General features: G+C 45.9%; 18 protein-coding genes. All 18 read left to right on the top strand.

Annotation, left to right across the window (positions count from 1 at the left end; translation table 11 throughout):
• Window positions 1–67: 67 nt before the first annotated feature.
• Window positions 68–1,348 (top strand): EF-P 5-aminopentanol modification-associated protein YfmF, encoded by a 1,281-nt coding sequence (yfmF, locus tag AC4PM4_RS15375; RefSeq protein WP_063566364.1) that lies wholly within the window; start codon window positions 68–70, stop codon window positions 1,346–1,348.
• A gap of 3 nt (window positions 1,349–1,351) precedes the next feature.
• Window positions 1,352–2,632 (top strand): EF-P 5-aminopentanol modification-associated protein YfmH, encoded by a 1,281-nt coding sequence (gene yfmH, locus AC4PM4_RS15370; RefSeq protein ID WP_491613997.1) that lies wholly within the window; start codon window positions 1,352–1,354, stop codon window positions 2,630–2,632.
• Between the two features lies 1 nt (window position 2,633).
• Window positions 2,634–3,404: an elongation factor P 5-aminopentanone reductase gene (gene ymfI, locus AC4PM4_RS15365; protein ID WP_063566362.1), complete on the top strand. Its 771-nt coding sequence runs from the start codon at window positions 2,634–2,636 to the stop codon at window positions 3,402–3,404.
• Between the two features lie 176 nt (window positions 3,405–3,580).
• Window positions 3,581–3,844, top strand: coding sequence for a DUF3243 domain-containing protein (locus tag AC4PM4_RS15360; RefSeq protein WP_063566361.1), 264 nt, complete (start codon window positions 3,581–3,583; stop codon window positions 3,842–3,844).
• 197 nt (window positions 3,845–4,041) lie between these two features.
• Window positions 4,042–4,809: a DUF3388 domain-containing protein gene (locus AC4PM4_RS15355; protein ID WP_024630282.1), complete on the top strand. Its 768-nt coding sequence runs from the start codon at window positions 4,042–4,044 to the stop codon at window positions 4,807–4,809.
• Between the two features lie 66 nt (window positions 4,810–4,875).
• Window positions 4,876–5,928, top strand: a complete 1,053-nt coding sequence (locus AC4PM4_RS15350) for a helix-turn-helix domain-containing protein (protein ID WP_090805430.1) — start codon at window positions 4,876–4,878, stop codon at window positions 5,926–5,928.
• A gap of 67 nt (window positions 5,929–5,995) precedes the next feature.
• The gene (locus tag AC4PM4_RS15345; RefSeq protein WP_157258470.1) at window positions 5,996–6,166 is read left to right on the top strand and encodes a hypothetical protein; all 171 of its coding nucleotides are present in this window, start codon (window positions 5,996–5,998) and stop codon (window positions 6,164–6,166) included.
• A gap of 153 nt (window positions 6,167–6,319) precedes the next feature.
• On the top strand, window positions 6,320–6,811 hold the full coding sequence (locus tag AC4PM4_RS15340; protein ID WP_017689115.1) for a YajQ family cyclic di-GMP-binding protein: 492 nt from the start codon (window positions 6,320–6,322) through the stop codon (window positions 6,809–6,811).
• Between the two features lie 322 nt (window positions 6,812–7,133).
• Complete coding sequence (gene pgsA, locus AC4PM4_RS15335) at window positions 7,134–7,721, top strand: CDP-diacylglycerol--glycerol-3-phosphate 3-phosphatidyltransferase (RefSeq protein WP_063566359.1); 588 nt, start codon at window positions 7,134–7,136, stop codon at window positions 7,719–7,721.
• A gap of 107 nt (window positions 7,722–7,828) precedes the next feature.
• On the top strand, window positions 7,829–9,085 hold the full coding sequence (locus tag AC4PM4_RS15330) for a competence/damage-inducible protein A (RefSeq protein ID WP_063566358.1): 1,257 nt from the start codon (window positions 7,829–7,831) through the stop codon (window positions 9,083–9,085).
• 240 nt (window positions 9,086–9,325) lie between these two features.
• Entirely contained in the window at window positions 9,326–10,390 is a 1,065-nt protein-coding gene (gene recA / locus AC4PM4_RS15325) for a recombinase RecA (RefSeq protein ID WP_053783851.1), read from the top strand.
• A 352-nt stretch (window positions 10,391–10,742) separates the two neighbouring features.
• Window positions 10,743–11,480 carry a regulatory protein RecX gene (locus AC4PM4_RS15320; protein WP_079694665.1) on the top strand — a complete coding sequence of 246 codons (738 nt, stop codon included), beginning with the start codon at window positions 10,743–10,745 and terminating at the stop codon, window positions 11,478–11,480.
• A gap of 310 nt (window positions 11,481–11,790) precedes the next feature.
• Entirely contained in the window at window positions 11,791–13,332 is a 1,542-nt protein-coding gene (gene rny, locus AC4PM4_RS15315; RefSeq protein ID WP_053783853.1) for a ribonuclease Y, read from the top strand.
• 161 nt (window positions 13,333–13,493) lie between these two features.
• Window positions 13,494–14,288: a TIGR00282 family metallophosphoesterase gene (locus AC4PM4_RS15310; protein ID WP_024630289.1), complete on the top strand. Its 795-nt coding sequence runs from the start codon at window positions 13,494–13,496 to the stop codon at window positions 14,286–14,288.
• A 117-nt stretch (window positions 14,289–14,405) separates the two neighbouring features.
• On the top strand, window positions 14,406–14,666 hold the full coding sequence (locus tag AC4PM4_RS15305; RefSeq protein WP_019005392.1) for a stage V sporulation protein S: 261 nt from the start codon (window positions 14,406–14,408) through the stop codon (window positions 14,664–14,666).
• 92 nt (window positions 14,667–14,758) lie between these two features.
• A complete protein-coding gene (locus AC4PM4_RS15300) occupies window positions 14,759–15,745 on the top strand; it encodes a dipeptidase (RefSeq protein ID WP_491613991.1) in 987 nt (328 codons plus the stop codon).
• A gap of 213 nt (window positions 15,746–15,958) precedes the next feature.
• Entirely contained in the window at window positions 15,959–16,531 is a 573-nt protein-coding gene (gene pduL, locus AC4PM4_RS15295) for a phosphate propanoyltransferase (protein ID WP_053783855.1), read from the top strand.
• A gap of 306 nt (window positions 16,532–16,837) precedes the next feature.
• Window positions 16,838–18,394: a tRNA (N6-isopentenyl adenosine(37)-C2)-methylthiotransferase MiaB gene (miaB, locus tag AC4PM4_RS15290; RefSeq protein ID WP_090949141.1), complete on the top strand. Its 1,557-nt coding sequence runs from the start codon at window positions 16,838–16,840 to the stop codon at window positions 18,392–18,394.
• Window positions 18,395–18,447 lie beyond the last annotated feature (53 nt).

Below are 18,447 nucleotides of genomic sequence, written 5' to 3'. Positions count from 1 at the left end.
AAAATGGTTGTTACGTTTAAGCTTCACTTCTTGCACGATAAATGACGCCGTAAAGGGGTTTTGACATTTGAATACATCAGGATTTGAACGAGGAAACCGGAAAGAATTCCGCATACATGTTCTTCCTACGAAACGTTTTAAGACATTTGCGATCTCACTTTACGCAGGGGTTCCCCTGCAGGAAGATACGGTTACCAAAGTAGCCTTAACACCTTTCGTACTTCGGCGTGGGACCGAATCCTATCCGGAAACAACGCAATTTCGTGAACAATTGGAACATTTGTATGGAGCGGGTTTTGGTTTTGATGTCTATAAACGTGGCGATTACCAGATCGTACAGTTCCGTATGGACACCATCAATGATTCCTTTGTTGGTGGGGACGAGCAGCTGTTGGATCGTTCTTTTGCTTTTTTGGGAGAGGTGCTTACACGCCCTGCACAGGAGGATGGACATTTCCGAACCTCTTATGTTCAAGCTGAGCGGGAGACTGTTCGCAAAATGCTGGAGTCCATCGTCAATGACAAAATGCGATATGCTGCGGAACGTAGTATTGAGGAGATGTGTAAAAACGAACCTTACCGCTTGCACCCGCTTGGTGAGCGAAAGGATTTGCCGGGCATTGATCCAGATACATTGACAGCTTCGTATCAGGAATGGTTACAGCAGGCAAGTATGGACTTGTATGTGGTGGGCGACACCACACTGGAAGAGGTAGAGAATCTGGTACAGCGTTATTTCAATGTAGAACGTGCCACCTCTTCCGACTATCATACACAGGAAGCTATTCGTGGAGATAAAGAAGTGGAAACCGTTGTAGAACGGCTTAATGTTAATCAGGGTAAGCTCAATATGGGGCTTCGCACGTCTATCACATATGGTGACCCTCAGTATGCGGCAGCATTGATGTATAACGGCATTCTCGGAGGATATCCTCATTCCAAGCTGTTTGTTAATGTTCGTGAAAAAGAAAGTCTGGCGTACTATGCCTCATCGCGTTATGACGGACATAAGGGTATTGCAACGATCCAATCGGGGATCGAAATCCCCAATTACGAAAAAGCCGTTATGATTATCAAGCAGCAGCTGGATGAAATGAAGAACGGGAATATCACTGACCTGGAAATGTCTCAGACCAAAGCGATGATCCGTAATCTGCTCAAGGAAATGCAGGATTCTGCGTTTGAGCTAATTGCTTATGATTTCAATCGACAGTTATCCGGCAAAGAGCGGACCGCCGAGGAACTGCTGGCCCAGGTAGAACAGATCAGCAAAGAAAATGTTCGTGAGGCGGCAGAGAAATTCCGTCTGGATACGATTTATTTCTTGCGTGATGAGAAGGGGGAATAGTCGGTGGAGAGCATAACATACGATCGTTTGCAGGAAACGCTGTATTACGAAGTGATGGATAACGGGCTGCATGTTTATATTTTGCCTAAACCGGGTTTCCAAAAAACTTATGCCACGTTTGCAACCAAATACGGTTCGGTCGACAATCATTTTAAAGTTGAAGGACAGGAAGAAGTAAAGGTTCCGGACGGAATTGCTCATTTTCTGGAACACAAAATGTTTGAAGAACCGACAGGTGATATTTTTGCCACATTTGCTTCTCATGGAGCTTCTGCCAATGCTTTTACCAGTTTCGATCAGACTGTTTATTTGTTTTCGGCGACGGAATATGTCAATGAAAATATACAAACATTAGTTGATTTTGTGCAAAATCCTTACTTCACCGATCAGAATGTAGAAAAGGAAAAAGGGATCATCGCACAGGAAATTAATATGTATGCGGATAATCCAGATTGGCGCGTTTATTTTGGCCTGATCGAGGCGATGTATCAGAAACATCCCGTGCATATTGATATCGCCGGAACCGTTGAATCCATTGGCACCATAACCAAAGAAACGTTGTACACGTGTTACAACTCTTTTTATCATCCAAGCAACATGCTTCTGTTTGTCGTGGGTGGAGTAGACCCGCAGGAAGTGATTGATATGGTTCGTTCGAACCAGGCAAAGAAAAATTATAAACCTCAAGGAAAAATCGAGCGGATATTTGAACCGGAACCTGAGAAAGTGGGGGAAGCCAGACGTGAATCCAAGTTGGCCGTTTCTCTGCCCAAATGTTTGTTTGGCTTTAAGGAAACCGATGTGGGACTAACTGGAGAAGACCTGCTGCGCCGGGATATGACAACCAAACTAATGATGGATCTGTTATTAGGTTCCAGTACCTCGCTATTTCAAAAATTGTATGATGAAGACCTGATTTCGGACAGCTTTGGACATGAATATAACAGTTCGCCGCAATACGCTTTTTCTGCTATTGGCGGGGACACCAAAGACCCTGATCAACTGCTTGCGCGTATCCGTGAAGAAGTCGATGCTATTGTGGAAAAAGGCTTTGATGCAACCGATTTTGAGCGCGCACGCAAAAAGAAAATAGGTGGATATTTGCGTATGCTCAATTCACCAGAAAACATTGCAAATGAATTCACGCGGCAGCAATTCCGTGGTGGTGATTTTTTCAACATGCTCCCGTTGTATGAATCGCTTACACTGGAAGAGGTAAACCGCAGATTGAAAGAGCATATTCGTTGGGATCAACTGGCGATATCGCTTGTCGTGAGTCCTTAATATGGAGAGGGGAACAGGACAATTGAAGCCAATTGGAGAAATGACGGTACTTGTAACGGGCGCGAGCGGAGGCATTGGAGCGGCCATCGCAGAGCGTTTTGCCAAGGTGGGCATGAATGTAGTGATTCACTATATGAAATCGCATGAAGCAGCTAATGAAGCTGCGAGAAGGTGCATGGAACAAGGCAGTGGTAAAGTCATGACGGTGTCTGCTGATCTTCGCAGTCGGGAGCAAATTGAACGTATGCGTGAGAAGCTGGAATCACATGGGCTGATGCCGGATATTCTGGTGAACAATGCAGGGATATCTCATTATGGAATGCTGGCCGATGTTACGGAAGAAATCTGGGATGAAGTGATGGCGATCAACCTGAAAGGCACGTTCTTGTGTACACAGGAAATGATGCCTCACATGATCTCCCAAAGATACGGTCGAATCATTAACGTTTCGTCTATCTGGGGACTGTCGGGTGCCTCTTGTGAGGTGTTGTATTCTACAACCAAAGGTGGTGTAAATGCATTCACCAAAGCTCTCGCCAAAGAGTTGGCTCCATCTGGCGTAACGGTGAATGCTGTAGCTCCAGGCGCGGTTCAAACATCCATGTTGAACCATCTGGATCAGGATGAACTAAAAATGCTGGAAGAGGAAATTCCGGCAGGAAGACTCGCCCAGCCAGATGAAATCTCCTCACTGGTCTACTTCCTTGCACTTCCCGAGTCCGGATATATTAATGGGCAGATTATAAGTCCAAATGGTGGCTGGCTCACGTAATATATGGGTGCGCGAATTCAATTTTGTTTTAACTTCGTGGTATTGCCTTGATGGAAATTAATGATTTGTAGATAATCTTCAATTAATTCAAAAATGCTCGTATATAAAATGTCCGGGAAGCACATATTACAACTGTTGATTTTAAATCTCATGCGTCAAGCAAAGGAGGATTTATCATGTCAACAGAAAAAACGGTGCTCACGAGTTTTGACACTTGGAAGAAGTTTTTGGGTGACCGCGTACAGCAAGCAGAGAAGATGGGAATGAATGAAGAAACCATCAACAAACTTGCGTATGAAATCGGTGACTTCCTGGATGAGAAAGTAGATCCGGCGAACCCTTCCAACCGGGCATTGAAAGAACTATGGGAAGTCGGCGACGAGGATGAACGTCGTACGATTGCGTGCCTGATGGTCAAATTGGCCAAACAAAACGCATAAGATTACAGATGGAGAGCTCCCGCAAGGGGGCTTTTCTCTAATGATTACACATTGATTACAGACCTGTTCTTGTAATTCATTTTCTTTTTATATATCATTAACGTGACCCATTTTTAGAAGATATCTCAGATTGTCGTCCAATGGACGCGTTCTGTTACTGTCGAATAATGTGGAATAATGCTTTACGGGGTGTTTAAATGGAATCTAAACAATGGTATATGGAGTATAAAATACATAAGAACAGACCTGGCCTTTTAGGGGATATTGCCTCTATGCTGGGGATGCTTGAAGTAAATATATTGACCATCAACGGTGTAGAAGGCAAAACCCGGGGGATGCTGCTGGAATCGGACGATGACGAGAAGATCCGTCTGCTGGGTGAAATGCTTGGCAAAGTGAACAGCATAACTGTGTCTGCTTTGCGTCAACCGAAACTGGTTGATATTCTGGCTGTGCGTCATGGTCGTTATATTGATCGTGATTCGGATGATCGCAAAACATTTCGTTTTACGCGGGACGAACTTGGGTTACTTGTGGACTTTTTGGGTGAAGTATTTAAGAGGGAAGGCAATCAAGTCATTGGTTTGCGTGGAATGCCGCGTGTAGGTAAAACAGAATCCATTATTGCAGGCAGCGTATGTGCGATGAAGCGCTGGACGTTTGTTTCCTCCACACTTCTTCGTCAGACCATAAGAAGCCAGATGTCCGAGGACGAATTGAATCCAAACAATGTGTTTATCATTGACGGAATTGTCAGTACGATTCGTTCAAGCGAACGGCATTATAATCTGTTACAGGACATCATGACGATGCCAAGCACCAAGGTTATTGAACATCCGGATATTTTTGTGCAGGAGTCTGAATATGATTTTAATGATTTTGACATTATTATTGAACTGCGCAACAATCCGAATGAAGAAATTATTTATGATACGTTTACGGCCAGCTACACCGACGAACTGTAACGCTCCGTACGGGATCATGAAATAGATAAGCAACAACCATAGAGATAAACATAAGGAGGAGATGGCATGTCTGAACTGGGTCAGCAGTTAAGAGAGGCCCGGCTGCAAAAAGGGATGAGTCTTGACGATGTACAGGAAATGACTAAAATTCGCAAGAGGTATTTGGAGGCAATAGAGGCAGGAGACTACAAAGTGCTGCCTGGTAGCTTCTATGTGCGTGCATTTATCAAAACCTATGCGGAAACGGTGGGACTAAATCCTGATGAGCTGCTGGAGGGACATAAGAAAGATGTACCTGCAGAAGAAACGGAAGCCACCATGGAGCCGGTTATTCAAAAGCGTTCAAGCCGCCCGGTAGAGCGCAGTAACCGCTGGATGTCTGTTGCGCTGATGTGGACTTTTCCGGTATTAATTCTTGTGCTGTTGTACGTGTATGTAGTGATGAACAGGGATGATTCGGATACACAAGGGCTGGATCAGACGAAGATCACAGACAGCCAGCAGCAACCTCAAGATAAACCGGATGAGCCTACAGATAATGGTCAAGCTTCCAATCCTCCAGCGAATGAATCAGGTAGCGGAGAAACGAATGAAGGCGAAGCAGGCGGTAACGGTGGCGGAACAGCAGAGGGGCAGCCTGACGGACAAACTGACGGACAGACGGATGGGCAAACGACGGGTGAAAATGAAGAGAACCCAACGGATAATACGCCAGCTTCTGTAACTGTTGCTGAAGACGGAAAATCAGGCAATATTACGAACTTCAAAGTAAACGGCAGTGCAGGGCAGCCTGTGACCGTTACAATTAAAGCAACGGGGCATAGTTGGCTCGAAGTATACAAGGGCGAGAACTCTAGTGGAGAAAAGTTAGAGTACGGCAACACCGCTGAAGGAGACAGTTATACTTTTGAATTGGACAGTGCAGGAATGTACATTAAGTCCGGTTACGCTGCAGCGACCACAATTGAGGTTGCAGGGCAGGTTGTGACAGACGGGAAAGCGACAAACCGCATTCGGTTAAGACTTGGTGAGGATACGTCCTCCGCAGGTACTGAAGGCACTACGACGAATGAAACAGGAAGCACTACCGAAGGAAGCACCGGCACTAACGGCGAATAACCAAAGTTTCTGCGGGAGACACTAACCTTGTCTTAACTTGCAGTCAACTTTTGGTGAAGTGAGGTGGATGGCTGTGACAGTCAGCTGGATCGTAACAGGTTTGGGGATCATTGTCAGCCTCCTGGGTTATTACTTGACCCCAACTGCTTGGGGTTACGGTATTTTGGGTTTTGGACTTGCACATGTACTTCTGGGTGTGCTTGACATGTTCAGACAGCCTAATCGCAGTCGTTATTAGAATGGCAGCCGCACGGTAAGCATTTTTGGCAACCACCTCAAGTGGCAGCCAAAAATGCTTTTTTATTTTGAAAAACCTCATAAAATTAGACTTTTGCTTGGCGTATCCTCTATAATGTTACAGAACATATGATTAACTGAAAGGGTGACTGGTTTGAGTTCAGAAAATTCATTTGATATCGTGTCCAAAATGGACTTGCAGGAATTGACAAATGCTGTTACACAAACGGAAAAAGAAATTGGCACGCGTTATGACTTCAAGGGCAGCAAGAGCAGTCTGAAACTTGATAAGGATGCGTTAACGATCGTATCTGATGATGAGACCAAACTCAAGGCTGTTATCGATGTACTGCAATCCAAGATGGCTAAGCGGGGTTTACCTTTAAAAAACATTGATTATGCAAAAGTAGAACCAGCTTCTTCAGGTACAGTCCGCCAGCGTTTGAATTTCAAGCAGGGGATTGATCAGGATATCGCTAAAAAAATTAATATTCTGATTCGTGACTCCAAGATGAAAGTGAAGAGTCAGATTCAGGGAGATCAGCTCCGGGTAACAGGTAAAAGTAAGAATGATTTGCAAGCAGTTATGCAGTTGTTGAACGGTGCCAATCTACCTCTAGATCTGCAATATACAAACTTTAAGTAAGATCTCCTCATTGTAGCTAGGTATGTTTTTTGACACTGCAATTGGCGTATATTATACTAAGTGTGCATTGCTGGCAGATAAGCATCAAAGCCCAGTCATCATCGTTTGCTGACTTTGTGAAAAGCAGTACATCTTCTGAAAGTCACCGGAACGTTTAAAACGGTTTTGCGTTTGAACGGTTGACTTTATTTTTTGCGTTTTTACATAGTGAGAGCACTTTAGTGCTGATTGACAGTGAAACTGTAAATTTCATGTTCCGGATGATGAATACGGGATTAAGATGAATGTTTGGAGTAATGGAGGATAAGAGGGAGGGCGTCTTGTGAATTTACCCAACCGGATTACGCTTGCACGAATTTGCTTAATCCCTTTTTTGATGGTGTTCCTGCTCGTAGATTTTCCGTTCTATCCAGAGCCGTTGCAATTGGGAAGCTTATCGCTCCCGTATAATCAGTTGATTGCTGCTGTCATTTTTATCATTGCAGCAAGCACGGATGGAATTGACGGCTATCTGGCGCGGAAAAATAATATGGTCACCAACCTGGGGAAATTGCTTGATCCGCTGGCTGACAAGTTGTTGGTTACTGCGGTGCTAATTTCTCTTGTGGAAATGGGCAAGTTGGATTCCTGGATTGCTGTGGTCATTATTAGTCGTGAGTTTGCGGTTACCGGCTTGCGTCAGATTGCGTTATTGGATGGTTCGGTTGTTGCGGCAAGTGCCTGGGGCAAACTGAAAACCGTCGTGCAAATTGTGGCGATTGTACTGCTGTTGTTGAATAATTTCCCGTTCTCATTCACGGGTATTCACATGGACGTTATTGCCGTTTGGGCTGCAGCGATTATTACGATTTGGTCAGGTATTGATTACTTTATCAAAAACAAAAATTTGCTTCATTTATCGAAAGCGTAACGTTTGAGGTTAAATGGGTAAGTATGAAGAAATCATTTGTACGAAGGGCAATAGGAAATTATCCTATTGCCCTTTGATCACTCACCACGTGTACAGGAGGATGCTGAATGAAGGCAGAAATCATTGCAGTTGGCACAGAATTGTTGCTTGGACAAATTGTGAATACCAATGCTCGATATCTATCCCGTGAATTGGCTGCAATCGGGATTGATGTATATTTCCAAACGGTGGTTGGTGATAATCTAAATCGACTTAGTGACGCTATTCGCATCGCTCAGGGTCGTGCAGACGTCATTTTATTTTCTGGGGGCATCGGTCCTACACAGGATGACCTGACCAAGGATGCGATCGCGGCGGTCTTGAACCGCAAGCTGCATATAGATCGAATGGCCATGGACAAAATCGAGAGCTTCTTCCGAGATCGTAATGTAGACATGACCGAAAACAATCGTCGTCAGGCAATCGTTATAGAAGGCGGGACACCGCTGGCGAACGAAACAGGCCTTGCCGCAGGAAATGCGATTTCTGACAATGGCAAGCATTATGTAGTGATGCCTGGACCACCGAAAGAGCTAATTCCTATGTTTGAACAGGAAGTTAAGCCTTGGTTGTTCCAGCATGTACTGACAGAAGAAATGCCGATCTACTCGAAAATGCTGAAGTTTGCAGGAATTGGCGAATCGGCATTGGAAGACCGACTCCTTGATCTGATTGATACACAGACAGATCCTACCATTGCTCCTTATGCAAGTGAGGGAGAAGTTACGGTACGTGTATCTACAAAGGCTCCAAGTGAGAATGAGGCAAAGCTGAAGCTGGATGCAATGGAAGTTCAGATTCGGGAACGATTGCCAGAGCATCTCTACGCGAACGAGGATGTGCCTATAGAGTACACAATTGTAACGATGATGTCTGATATGGGTCTGACTCTTAGCGCGGCTGAGAGCTGCACAGGAGGGCTCGTCATGCAAAGTCTGACATCAGTTCCTGGCAGTGCGTCGATGCTTAAGGGCGGAATTGTATGTTACTCCAATGAAATTAAAGAGAAGCTGCTCCATGTGCCGCATTCCTATCTGGAAGGTGAAGATGCACCGGGCGCAGTGAGTCCGGAAGTGGCCAAAGTGCTGGCAGAGCAGATTCGAATGATTGGGGATGCCGACTTCGGTCTGTCAGTGACAGGTGTAGCGGGACCTGGTTATTCCGAACGCAAACCGCCAGGTCTTGTCTTCATCGCTCTGGCAGAGCGTGGTAAAGAGACAGAAATTCATGAACTGCGCATTAATGGCAATCGGGAGACGGTTCGGATTCGTTCAGCGAAAGCGATTCTTTACCGTTTGTGGCGCAAGCTTGTGGAGATGGACTAGTTAAGAGCTCGGATTGCATTTGCCAAGGCAAGCAAGTATAATAAAGGAAGACGGAAGAACCGTAAAATCAGGCTTTACAGCCTTGTTTACGGTTCTTTTTTCTGTTTAATGGAAAGTTTCCTTGAGGAAGAGGCGCCTCGGCCTTTACAAAAAAAAACGAATGTATGTTCGAAAAAAAGCTTGGCAAACGTGTTAAAACAAGGTATCATTATCTTATAAACAGTAAAGGGTGTGAGCTTATTGTCAGACCGTCGTGCCGCGCTTGATATGGCGCTCCGTCAAATAGAGAAGCAATTTGGTAAAGGATCCATCATGAAACTGGGTGAGTCGACTCACATGAATGTGGAAATTATACCCAGCGGTTCCTTGGCTTTGGATATTGCATTAGGAACAGGCGGCTTGCCTAAAGGCCGTATTGTTGAAATATATGGACCTGAATCTTCTGGTAAAACAACCGTAGCATTGCATGCTATCGCTGAAGTACAAAGAGTGGGTGGACAAGCTGCATTTATCGATGCCGAGCATGCTCTTGACCCACAATACGCCAGCAAACTGGGTGTTAACATTGACGAATTGCTTCTGTCTCAGCCAGATACGGGTGAGCAAGGGCTTGAAATTGCAGAAGCTCTTGTACGTAGTGGTGCTGTGGACATTGTCGTTATTGACTCTGTGGCTGCATTGGTACCGAAAGCAGAAATCGAAGGCGAAATGGGTGATTCCCATGTCGGTTTGCAAGCGCGTCTGATGTCTCAGGCACTGCGTAAACTGTCTGGTGCAATCAGTAAATCCAAAACGATCGCGATCTTTATCAACCAACTTCGTGAAAAAGTCGGGGTTATGTTTGGTAACCCAGAAACAACACCTGGTGGTCGTGCCCTGAAATTTTATTCCACGGTACGTCTGGATGTACGCCGTATTGAGAGTATCAAATCAGGAAATGACATGATTGGTAACCGTACACGTATTAAAGTGGTGAAAAACAAAGTAGCACCTCCGTTTAAACAAGCGGAAGTGGATATCATGTACGGTGAGGGTATTTCGAGAGAAGGCAGTATCATTGACATTGGTACTGAGCTGGACATCGTCAATAAAAGTGGTGCATGGTACTCATACGAAGGCGAGCGTTTAGGACAAGGCCGTGAGAACGCGAAGCAGTTCATGAAAGAGCATAAAGATATTGCTGAAATCATTGAACAAAAAATTCGTGTAGCCAGTAACTTGACTACTGCAGTTCCTGCGCCAACTAGCGAAGAGCAACAAAAAGAAGCAGCAGAAGAACAAGAACTATTTGAAATTAACGAGTAACCTCCCTTGTAGGAAGGGCCCTAGAGGGCCTTGCCCTCTGAACTCCCAAAGCTTGTCTGATTGAGCTTGCTCGATCTAGCTTGGGGTATGGTGTGTGCGCTCGCGCTGTCCAACAGCCTCTGTCCGAATGGGCAGAGGCTGTTGGCACGTTTACTATTAGGGAGAGGCCGGATATTGTTTCCGGCCTTTTGTATTAGCGTCTGATGTCTCTGTGAAGTTACGCTAAACGTATTCAGTGTAGCTGTGTTATCTCCGTCGGAGATGTATTCGAGGAAGTCTTTTATTTTGCTATGTACTTGTCAGTTAGGCCGTGCAGTTTGACACACAAAATGACATGGAAGGGGAGACCGAAATGGATCAACATGAAGATGATTTATATGAAGAAGCCGAGCTGGAGGGAATCTCCCAATTCCCGGATAACGAAGAACTTACCATTACACGAGTTGAACGAACGAAGAGCAGGGAAGCTCGTTACCGAATTACCTTTGGTTTATATTCAATTACGGTGCTTGAAGATGTAATGATTAAATATCGGATGACCCGGGGAAATACGTTTCTGAAAAAAGACTTGGAAGATATCATCGTAGCTGACGAGCGACAGCGGACGTATGTGCAGTCTTTGCGATATCTGGAGCATAAACCTCGGACACGCCACGAATTAAGTCAGAAGCTTCGTCAGAAAGAGTTTGCTGCACCGTTGATTGAAGAGGCCCTGGATCGGCTTGAGCGTGAGAATTTGGTCGATGACGAACTGTTTGCGAAGGAATGGACTCGTCAGCGTATGGAGGGCCAGCGGAAGGGAAAACTGTGGATAAGGCAAGAGCTGCGTCAGAAGGGCATTGCCAATGATCTGATTGCTGAAGCGCTGGAAGGTGTAAGTACAGATGCGGAATTTGAGACGGCTCTAACCGCCGGACGCAAAAAATGGAATCAGGTCAAAGGAGACATCCAGGAGAAGAAACGTAAAACGCTTCCCTTCTTGATGCGACGAGGTTTTTCCATGGATATGGTGCGTCGGGTCGTGAATTGTTTAATTGAAGAAGACGAGGTTAAAGACCCCGAAGAAGACGAAGCGTTGTTATGGGATTAGCAGACTGGACTCACTATACTGCATTCTCTTGACAATTTCTTTCGTCAAATACTAAAATGGACATGAGTCTGTAAGAAATGGACAACCCTTTTTCCTTCCAAAAAAGCGGTTTCTGTTTTTTAAGATTTATACCATTCATGATTATGGGTTCGCCAGAGACGGTGAATAGTACGTGGCAACATGTACACTTGAAATGAAAATCGGCGGGGGATCGCCGTGAGTATTCGTTATTCCCAAAAATATGTAAGGTTTGAAAACTGCAAATTGACCCAAGGAATGCCTTGGAGGAACCAACGAGGAGGTGAACAGTATGAATCCTGCAATCACGATCGCTCTCGTTGCAGCCGCGCTATTCATTGGGTTCGGAGTAGGATATTTTATTCGCAAATCTCTTGCAGAAGCTAAGATCTCCAGTGCGGAAGAAGCTGCCGTACAAATCGTGGAGAACGCGAAGAAAGAGGCAGAGGCACTGAAGAAAGAAACGGTGCTGGAAGCGAAGGATGAAATCCATCGCATTCGCGCCGAAGCTGAAAAAGACACTCGTGAACGTCGGAACGAAATTCAACGACAAGAAAGACGATTGTTGCAAAAAGAAGAGTCGCTGGATAAAAAATTGGAATCACTCGAACGTAAAGAAGAGCAAGTGGCTAACAAAGAGAAACGAATTGATGAGACACAGCAGCAGATCGAGATGATCTACAAAAACCAGGTGACGGAGCTGGAGCGCATATCCAACCTCACTATGGAAGACGCACGCAGTATCATACTGTCCAACGTAGAACAGGAAGTTCGTCATGAGACGGCTCAAATGATCAAGGACATTGAACAGCAAGCGAAGGAAGAAGCGGACAAAAAGTCCCGCGAGATTATTACACTCGCTATCCAACGTTGTGCGGCTGACCACGTGGCGGAAACAACGGTATCCGTTGTTACTTTGCCAAATGAAGAAATGAAAGGCCGGATTATCGGTCGTGAAGGACGTAACATCCGTGCGCTTGAAACCCTTACAGGGATTGACCTCATTATCGATGATACGCCAGAAGCTGTTATTCTGTCGGGCTTTGACCCGATTCGCCGTGAAATCGCCCGTACTGCCCTCGAAAAACTGGTGGCTGATGGACGTATTCACCCGGCACGGATTGAAGAGATGGTGGAGAAATCCCGCAAAGAAGTGGATGAGCGTATCCGTGAATACGGTGAGCAAGCTACCTTTGAAGTGGGCGTGCATGGTCTGCATCCGGACTTGATTAAAATTCTGGGCCGGTTGAAGTTCCGTACAAGCTACGGTCAAAACGTCTTGAAACATTCGATGGAAGTCGCTTATCTGGCTGGATTGATGGCCGGCGAACTCGGAGAAGACGTAACCTTAGCAAGACGTGCAGGTCTATTGCATGACATCGGTAAAGCGCTGGATCACGAAGTGGAAGGATCACACGTCGAAATCGGCGTGGAACTAGCGAAGAAATACAAAGAACATCCGGTTGTAATCAACAGTATCGCGTCCCATCACGGGGATTGCGAAGCGACTTCGGTTATTGCCATGTTGGTTGGCGCAGCAGATGCGCTCTCCGCAGCAAGACCAGGCGCACGCCGCGAAACGCTGGAAACGTATATCAAACGACTGGAGAAGCTGGAAGAGATCTCGGAATCGTTCGAAGGTGTCGAGAAATCGTATGCCATCCAGGCCGGACGCGAAGTTCGCGTTATGGTACAGCCTGAGAAAATCGACGATGCTGAAGCCTTCCGCCTCGCGCGTGACATCACGAAGATGATCGAGAACGAACTCGATTATCCGGGTCACATCAAAGTCACCGTCATCCGGGAAACCCGTGCGGTTGAATACGCAAAATAGAGCATTACGGAAAAGTGGCCGCAGTAGTGGGCCACTTTTCCTTTTGATAGCTTGTTAAAAGGCATTTAATAAAAAAAATGGTGAGCAAGAGATAGAGGTCCTGCGAAGTTTCGGATGCTTTGAAGTAGGCTGCGCTTGGTAGGGTTTAAGGAGGCAGTAAAATGAAAGTTTTGTTTATTGGTGATATTGTGGGGAACGTGGGGCGTAAGGCATTGAAGGAAAACCTTCCCTACCTCAAAACGAAGTATAAGCCACATGTGGTCATTGTTAATGGGGAAAATGCAGCGGCAGGCCGGGGAATCACCGGGGCAATTGCAAATGAGTTTTTCAACTGGGGTGTGCATGGCATCACCCTTGGTAACCATACCTGGGACAATAAGGACATATTTGATTTTATAGATGATGAGCCACGTATGATTCGTCCTGCGAACTTTCCGCCGGGAACACCAGGCAGAGGATACACCGTAGTCAAAGGAGAGGGCAAGGAGCTGGCGATTGTCAACCTGCAAGGCCGGACGTTCCTGCCTGCTCTGGATTGTCCATTCCGCGTTGCCGATGAGATTGTGGATGAACTGCGTCAAGACCACAAATGCATTTTGGTCGATATGCATGCTGAAGCAACGTCTGAGAAGATTGCTATGGGCTGGCATCTGGATGGACGTGCGTCGCTGGTCGTAGGTACACATACACATGTGCAGAGCAACGATGATCGTATTTTGCCAGGAGGAACAGCTTATTTAACCGATGCGGGTATGGTAGGGCCGCGTGACGGCATATTGGGCATGGAGCGTGAAGCGGTGCTTCGCAAGTTCTACACCCAGCTTCCGGTACGATTTGTTGTGGATGATGGCAAATGGCATTTCCACGGTGTATTTGTGGAGATCGATGAAGCCACAGGTGCTGCAACACGCATTGAGAAAATTCGTCTGATGGAGGACGAGTGGCGCATGGAATAGGGGTATTGTCCCAATTTGCAGGGAAACCCGTCTAAAAAGAAGGAATTTTTTTGCCTCCCGCGAATAACATCTAGTAAGTGGAAACAAACATTCAACATTCCCAGGGAGGTACTTACCATGGAAGTATTAAAAGTTTCAGCAAAGTCCAATCCCAATTCCGTAGCCGGCGCTCTTGCAGGTGTTCTTCGTGAACGTGGAAATGCTGAACTGCAGGCAATTGGAGCGGGAGCACTGAACCAAGCCATTAAAGCGGTAGCGATAGCCCGGGGATTTGTAGCACCAAGCGGAGTTGACTTGATTTGTATTCCAGCTTTTACAGACATTGTGATCGACGGCGAGGACCGAACGGCCATTAAGCTGATTGTGGAGCCCAGATAATACATGCGTTTATGCATTGAACCTGTTTACGAAGTAGACAGGTTTTTTTGCGTTTTATTCCATAACATAACCGTTTAGAAGGAGAGATTGTGATGCACAACTGCCGAGTAGCCGATTTTCATTGTGATGCTTTGAGTAAAATGCTGATGAACCCTAGCCATTCATTTGAAAATGCTTCACAGCTGGATGTGAATCTGGAACGTATGAGAGAAGGTAACATTGGTTTACAGGCCTTTGCAATCTATTTGCCCGAAGTGCTTGGCAGAGGAAAGTTTGAACATGTGATGGGCCAGTTGGACACCTACCGCAAGCGAGTGGAGATAACCAAAGAACGAGCTGAAGGCACAAATACATTGTTATGGCGAGAACAGCTTACGCAGATCGGGAAAACGGACAGACCATGGGGACTACTTACACTTGAAGGTGTCGATGGACTGGAGGGCAATCTCTTTTATCTGGAGTTATGTTATCAAATGGGTGTGCGGATCGTTGGCCTTACCTGGAACTATGCCAATTGGGCAGCTGATGGTGTACTGGAGAAACGTGGGGCGGGACTTACGGAGAAGGGCAGAGAGCTGGTTCAACTGTGTAACCAAATCGGCATGCTGCTGGATGTATCACATCTGACCGAGAAAGGCTTCTGGGAGCTTGCTGACCTTAGTGAACGTCCTTTTATCGCTTCGCATTCCAACAGTTATGCTATATGCCCGCATGTGCGTAATCTGAAGGATGATCAGATACGGGCCATTATTGCCCGGGAAGGGCGTATTGGGCTGACGTTTGTACCGTGGTTTGTGAAGCAGGAAGGCGAAGTATGTATTGAAGATCTATTGCCTCATATTGAGCAGATATGTTCTCTGGGAGGGGAGCATCATCTGATGATGGGGTCTGATTTTGACGGAATTGCTACGTACATCCATGACCTTGAACATACCGGGCAGTATCCAAAGCTGATAGATACGCTGCTCAAGCACTACGACGAATCACTCGTTCACGGTTGGATGTGGGGCAATGCGATGAGTTATTTAGGAGAAAATTTGCCAAGGGAAAATTTGAAGGTGGAACATGGTAAATCATGATACCGTTGGTCCCCTGAAGAAAACGAGCTGGAAGGAGTATCCGTCCATGTTCAGATGGATTTACCAAATGCAGGGGATTAATGATTGCAAAATAAGTGTATTTCATGAATTTTCAGCAGTTCGTTTTCATTTCACTTCAAAAAGGGGTATAATACCATAGGATTGTTAAGAGCCTGGCTACAGGCCATAGATAAACAAGGAGTGAAATTCACAATGAGCAAAACTGTACCTGTGGGCGTATCTGCCCGTCACATTCATGTATCTCAAGAGCACGTTGAAATTTTGTTTGGTAAAGGCTACGAATTGACTGAGTTTAAACCTCTGTCCCAACCAGGACAATATGCTGCTAACGAAACAGTAGCGGTTATTGGTTCGAAAGGACAGTTTGATAAAGTGCGTATCCTTGGACCTGTTCGTCCGGAAACACAACTGGAAATCTCGATGACAGATTCTTTCGCTATTGGTGTTAAGGCACCTGTTCGTGAATCCGGAAGCATCGAAGGTACTCCAGGTATTACGATTAAAGGACCTGCTGGCGAAGTTACGATCGATAAAGGTGTTATCGTTGCTGCTCGTCATATCCACTTCCATACTTCTGATGCTGCTAAATGGGGCATTGAGGACAAACAATTGCTGAAAGTTCGTCTGGGTGGAGATCGTGGTCTGGTACTGGAAAATGTACTGGCTCGTGTATCGGATTCCTTTGCACTGGACATGCATATTGATACGGATGAAGCTAATGCAGCTGGCGCTCGTAACGGCGATACTGCTGAAATCATCGACTAATCACATGGAACAATCTTCAGCCGTGATCTTGGCGGTTTGAATGAACGTATAAACCTGAGTATATCCACGCGTCGCTACATTCGACCTGGGATAGCTCAGGTTTTTGTGTATTTTCGGGCTGTTTAGCAGACCTGCGCAGATTTCGGGATAGGCGAAGGGGCAGCGGCTTTGGATGTGGAACTACAGCCCAATTCATGTTATAATTTGCTGTAATGCTCTTTTGATGTATAAAGCGTGCAAATCACGTGAAACAAGATGAAATAACGATTTTTTATTAATAGAGGCTGTAAGGAGTGACCGAAGGAAATGGCTAAAGACTCAAAAAAGGATTACTCCCAATATTTTGATTTCTCCGATGCCAAAGTAATTTCGCAAGATGAATTCAGCAAAAAGATAAGAATCCGGGGCCGGGAGATTAACATCAAATCCGAACCTAATCATCGTCAGGAGAAACAACGGGGCAAGGAAGACGTCCAGGTGCTTTACGAAACAGCCGTACCCGAGGAACTGAAAAACGTGGGGAAAGGCAAACACTATATCGTATATACGTATGGATGCCAGATGAACGAACATGATTCGGAGACCATCAAAGGATTGCTTGAATCGATGGGCTATCAGGCTACCGAGGATCGCAAAGAGGCAGATATCATTCTGTTAAACACATGTGCGATTCGAGAAAATGCGGAAGATAAAGTGTTTGGTGAGCTGGGCCATCTGAAAACCCTGAAAACCGAACGTCCAGGTTTGTTACTGGGTGTGTGTGGCTGTATGTCGCAGGAAGAAGGCGTCGTGAACCGGATCATGCAGAAGCATGGTTTTGTGGATATGATTTTTGGTACACACAACGTACATCGGCTGCCACACCTGATTCAAGAAGCGCTGTTCAGTAAAGAAATGGTTGTTGAGGTATGGTCCAAGGAAGGCGACATCATTGAGAACCTACCGAAAAAACGTGAGGGCATGCGCGGCTGGGTGAACATTATGTATGGTTGCGACAAGTTCTGTACATATTGCATCGTCCCGTTCACACGGGGGAAAGAGCGCAGTCGACGTCCAGAAGATGTTATTGCCGAAGTTCGTGAACTGGCAAGACAAGGCTTCAAGGAAATCACGCTGCTCGGCCAGAACGTCAATGCTTATGGCAAAGACTTCACGGATCTGAAGTATAGCTTCGGTGACCTGATGGATGATATCCGCAAAATCGATATTCCACGGGTTCGGTTTACAACCAGTCATCCACGTGACTTCGATGATCATCTGATTGAGGTGCTTGCGAAGGGCGGGAACCTGGTGGAACATATCCATCTGCCTGTGCAGTCTGGTAGCACGGAAGTGCTGAAACGTATGAGCCGCAAGTACAGTCGGGAACACTACCTGAAGCTTGCTGACAAAATTAAAACTGCAATTCCAGATGTCGTGTTAACCACTGATATTATCGTTGGTTTCCCGGGGGAGACGGAAGAGCAGTTCGAAGATACGCTGTCACTGGTCAAGGAAGTTGGCTACGATTTTGCCTACACATTCATCTACTCTCCGCGTGAAGGTACACCTGCTGCGGTGATGGAGGATAACGTGCCGATGGACGTGAAGAAGGAACGTTTGAAACGCTTGAACGAGACGATCAACGCATACAGCCATAGCAGCAATGAAAAGCAGCGCGGCAAGGTTGTTGAAGTGCTGGTCGAAGGTGAGAGCAAACGGAATTCCAATGTTCTGGCAGGACGTACACGCAGCAACAAGCTGGTGCACTTTGAAGGACCTAAAGAATTGATCGGTACTTTTGTACATGTAGAAATCACCGATCCAATGACTTTCTATATTCGGGGCAACCTGCTCTCAGAGCCAGTAGCCGCCAATCAGTAATACACAAACCTAATAAGATGAATGTCTTTTTGCACTTGGCGGGTTACGGCCCA

The organism is Paenibacillus sp. MDV22-iso6 (assembly GCF_058408365.1).
This window is presented reverse-complemented; position numbering and strand designations above follow the sequence as displayed.

Excerpts from the sequence above, each read along its gene's own strand:
- ymfI (WP_063566362.1), top strand. The coding sequence starts at position 2,634 with ATGGAGAGGGGAACAGGACAATTGAAGCCAATTGGAGAAATGACGGTA.
- AC4PM4_RS15360 (WP_063566361.1), top strand. The coding sequence starts at position 3,581 with ATGTCAACAGAAAAAACGGTGCTCACGAGTTTTGACACTTGGAAGAAG.
- AC4PM4_RS15355 (WP_024630282.1), top strand. The coding sequence starts at position 4,042 with ATGGAATCTAAACAATGGTATATGGAGTATAAAATACATAAGAACAGA.
- AC4PM4_RS15350 (WP_090805430.1), top strand. The coding sequence starts at position 4,876 with ATGTCTGAACTGGGTCAGCAGTTAAGAGAGGCCCGGCTGCAAAAAGGG.
- AC4PM4_RS15345 (WP_157258470.1), top strand. The coding sequence starts at position 5,996 with ATGGCTGTGACAGTCAGCTGGATCGTAACAGGTTTGGGGATCATTGTC.
- AC4PM4_RS15330 (WP_063566358.1), top strand. The coding sequence starts at position 7,829 with ATGAAGGCAGAAATCATTGCAGTTGGCACAGAATTGTTGCTTGGACAA.
- AC4PM4_RS15320 (WP_079694665.1), top strand. The coding sequence starts at position 10,743 with ATGGATCAACATGAAGATGATTTATATGAAGAAGCCGAGCTGGAGGGA.
- rny (WP_053783853.1), top strand. The coding sequence starts at position 11,791 with ATGAATCCTGCAATCACGATCGCTCTCGTTGCAGCCGCGCTATTCATT.
- AC4PM4_RS15310 (WP_024630289.1), top strand. The coding sequence starts at position 13,494 with ATGAAAGTTTTGTTTATTGGTGATATTGTGGGGAACGTGGGGCGTAAG.
- AC4PM4_RS15305 (WP_019005392.1), top strand. The coding sequence starts at position 14,406 with ATGGAAGTATTAAAAGTTTCAGCAAAGTCCAATCCCAATTCCGTAGCC.
- AC4PM4_RS15300 (WP_491613991.1), top strand. The coding sequence starts at position 14,759 with ATGCACAACTGCCGAGTAGCCGATTTTCATTGTGATGCTTTGAGTAAA.
- pduL (WP_053783855.1), top strand. The coding sequence starts at position 15,959 with ATGAGCAAAACTGTACCTGTGGGCGTATCTGCCCGTCACATTCATGTA.
- miaB (WP_090949141.1), top strand. The coding sequence starts at position 16,838 with ATGGCTAAAGACTCAAAAAAGGATTACTCCCAATATTTTGATTTCTCC.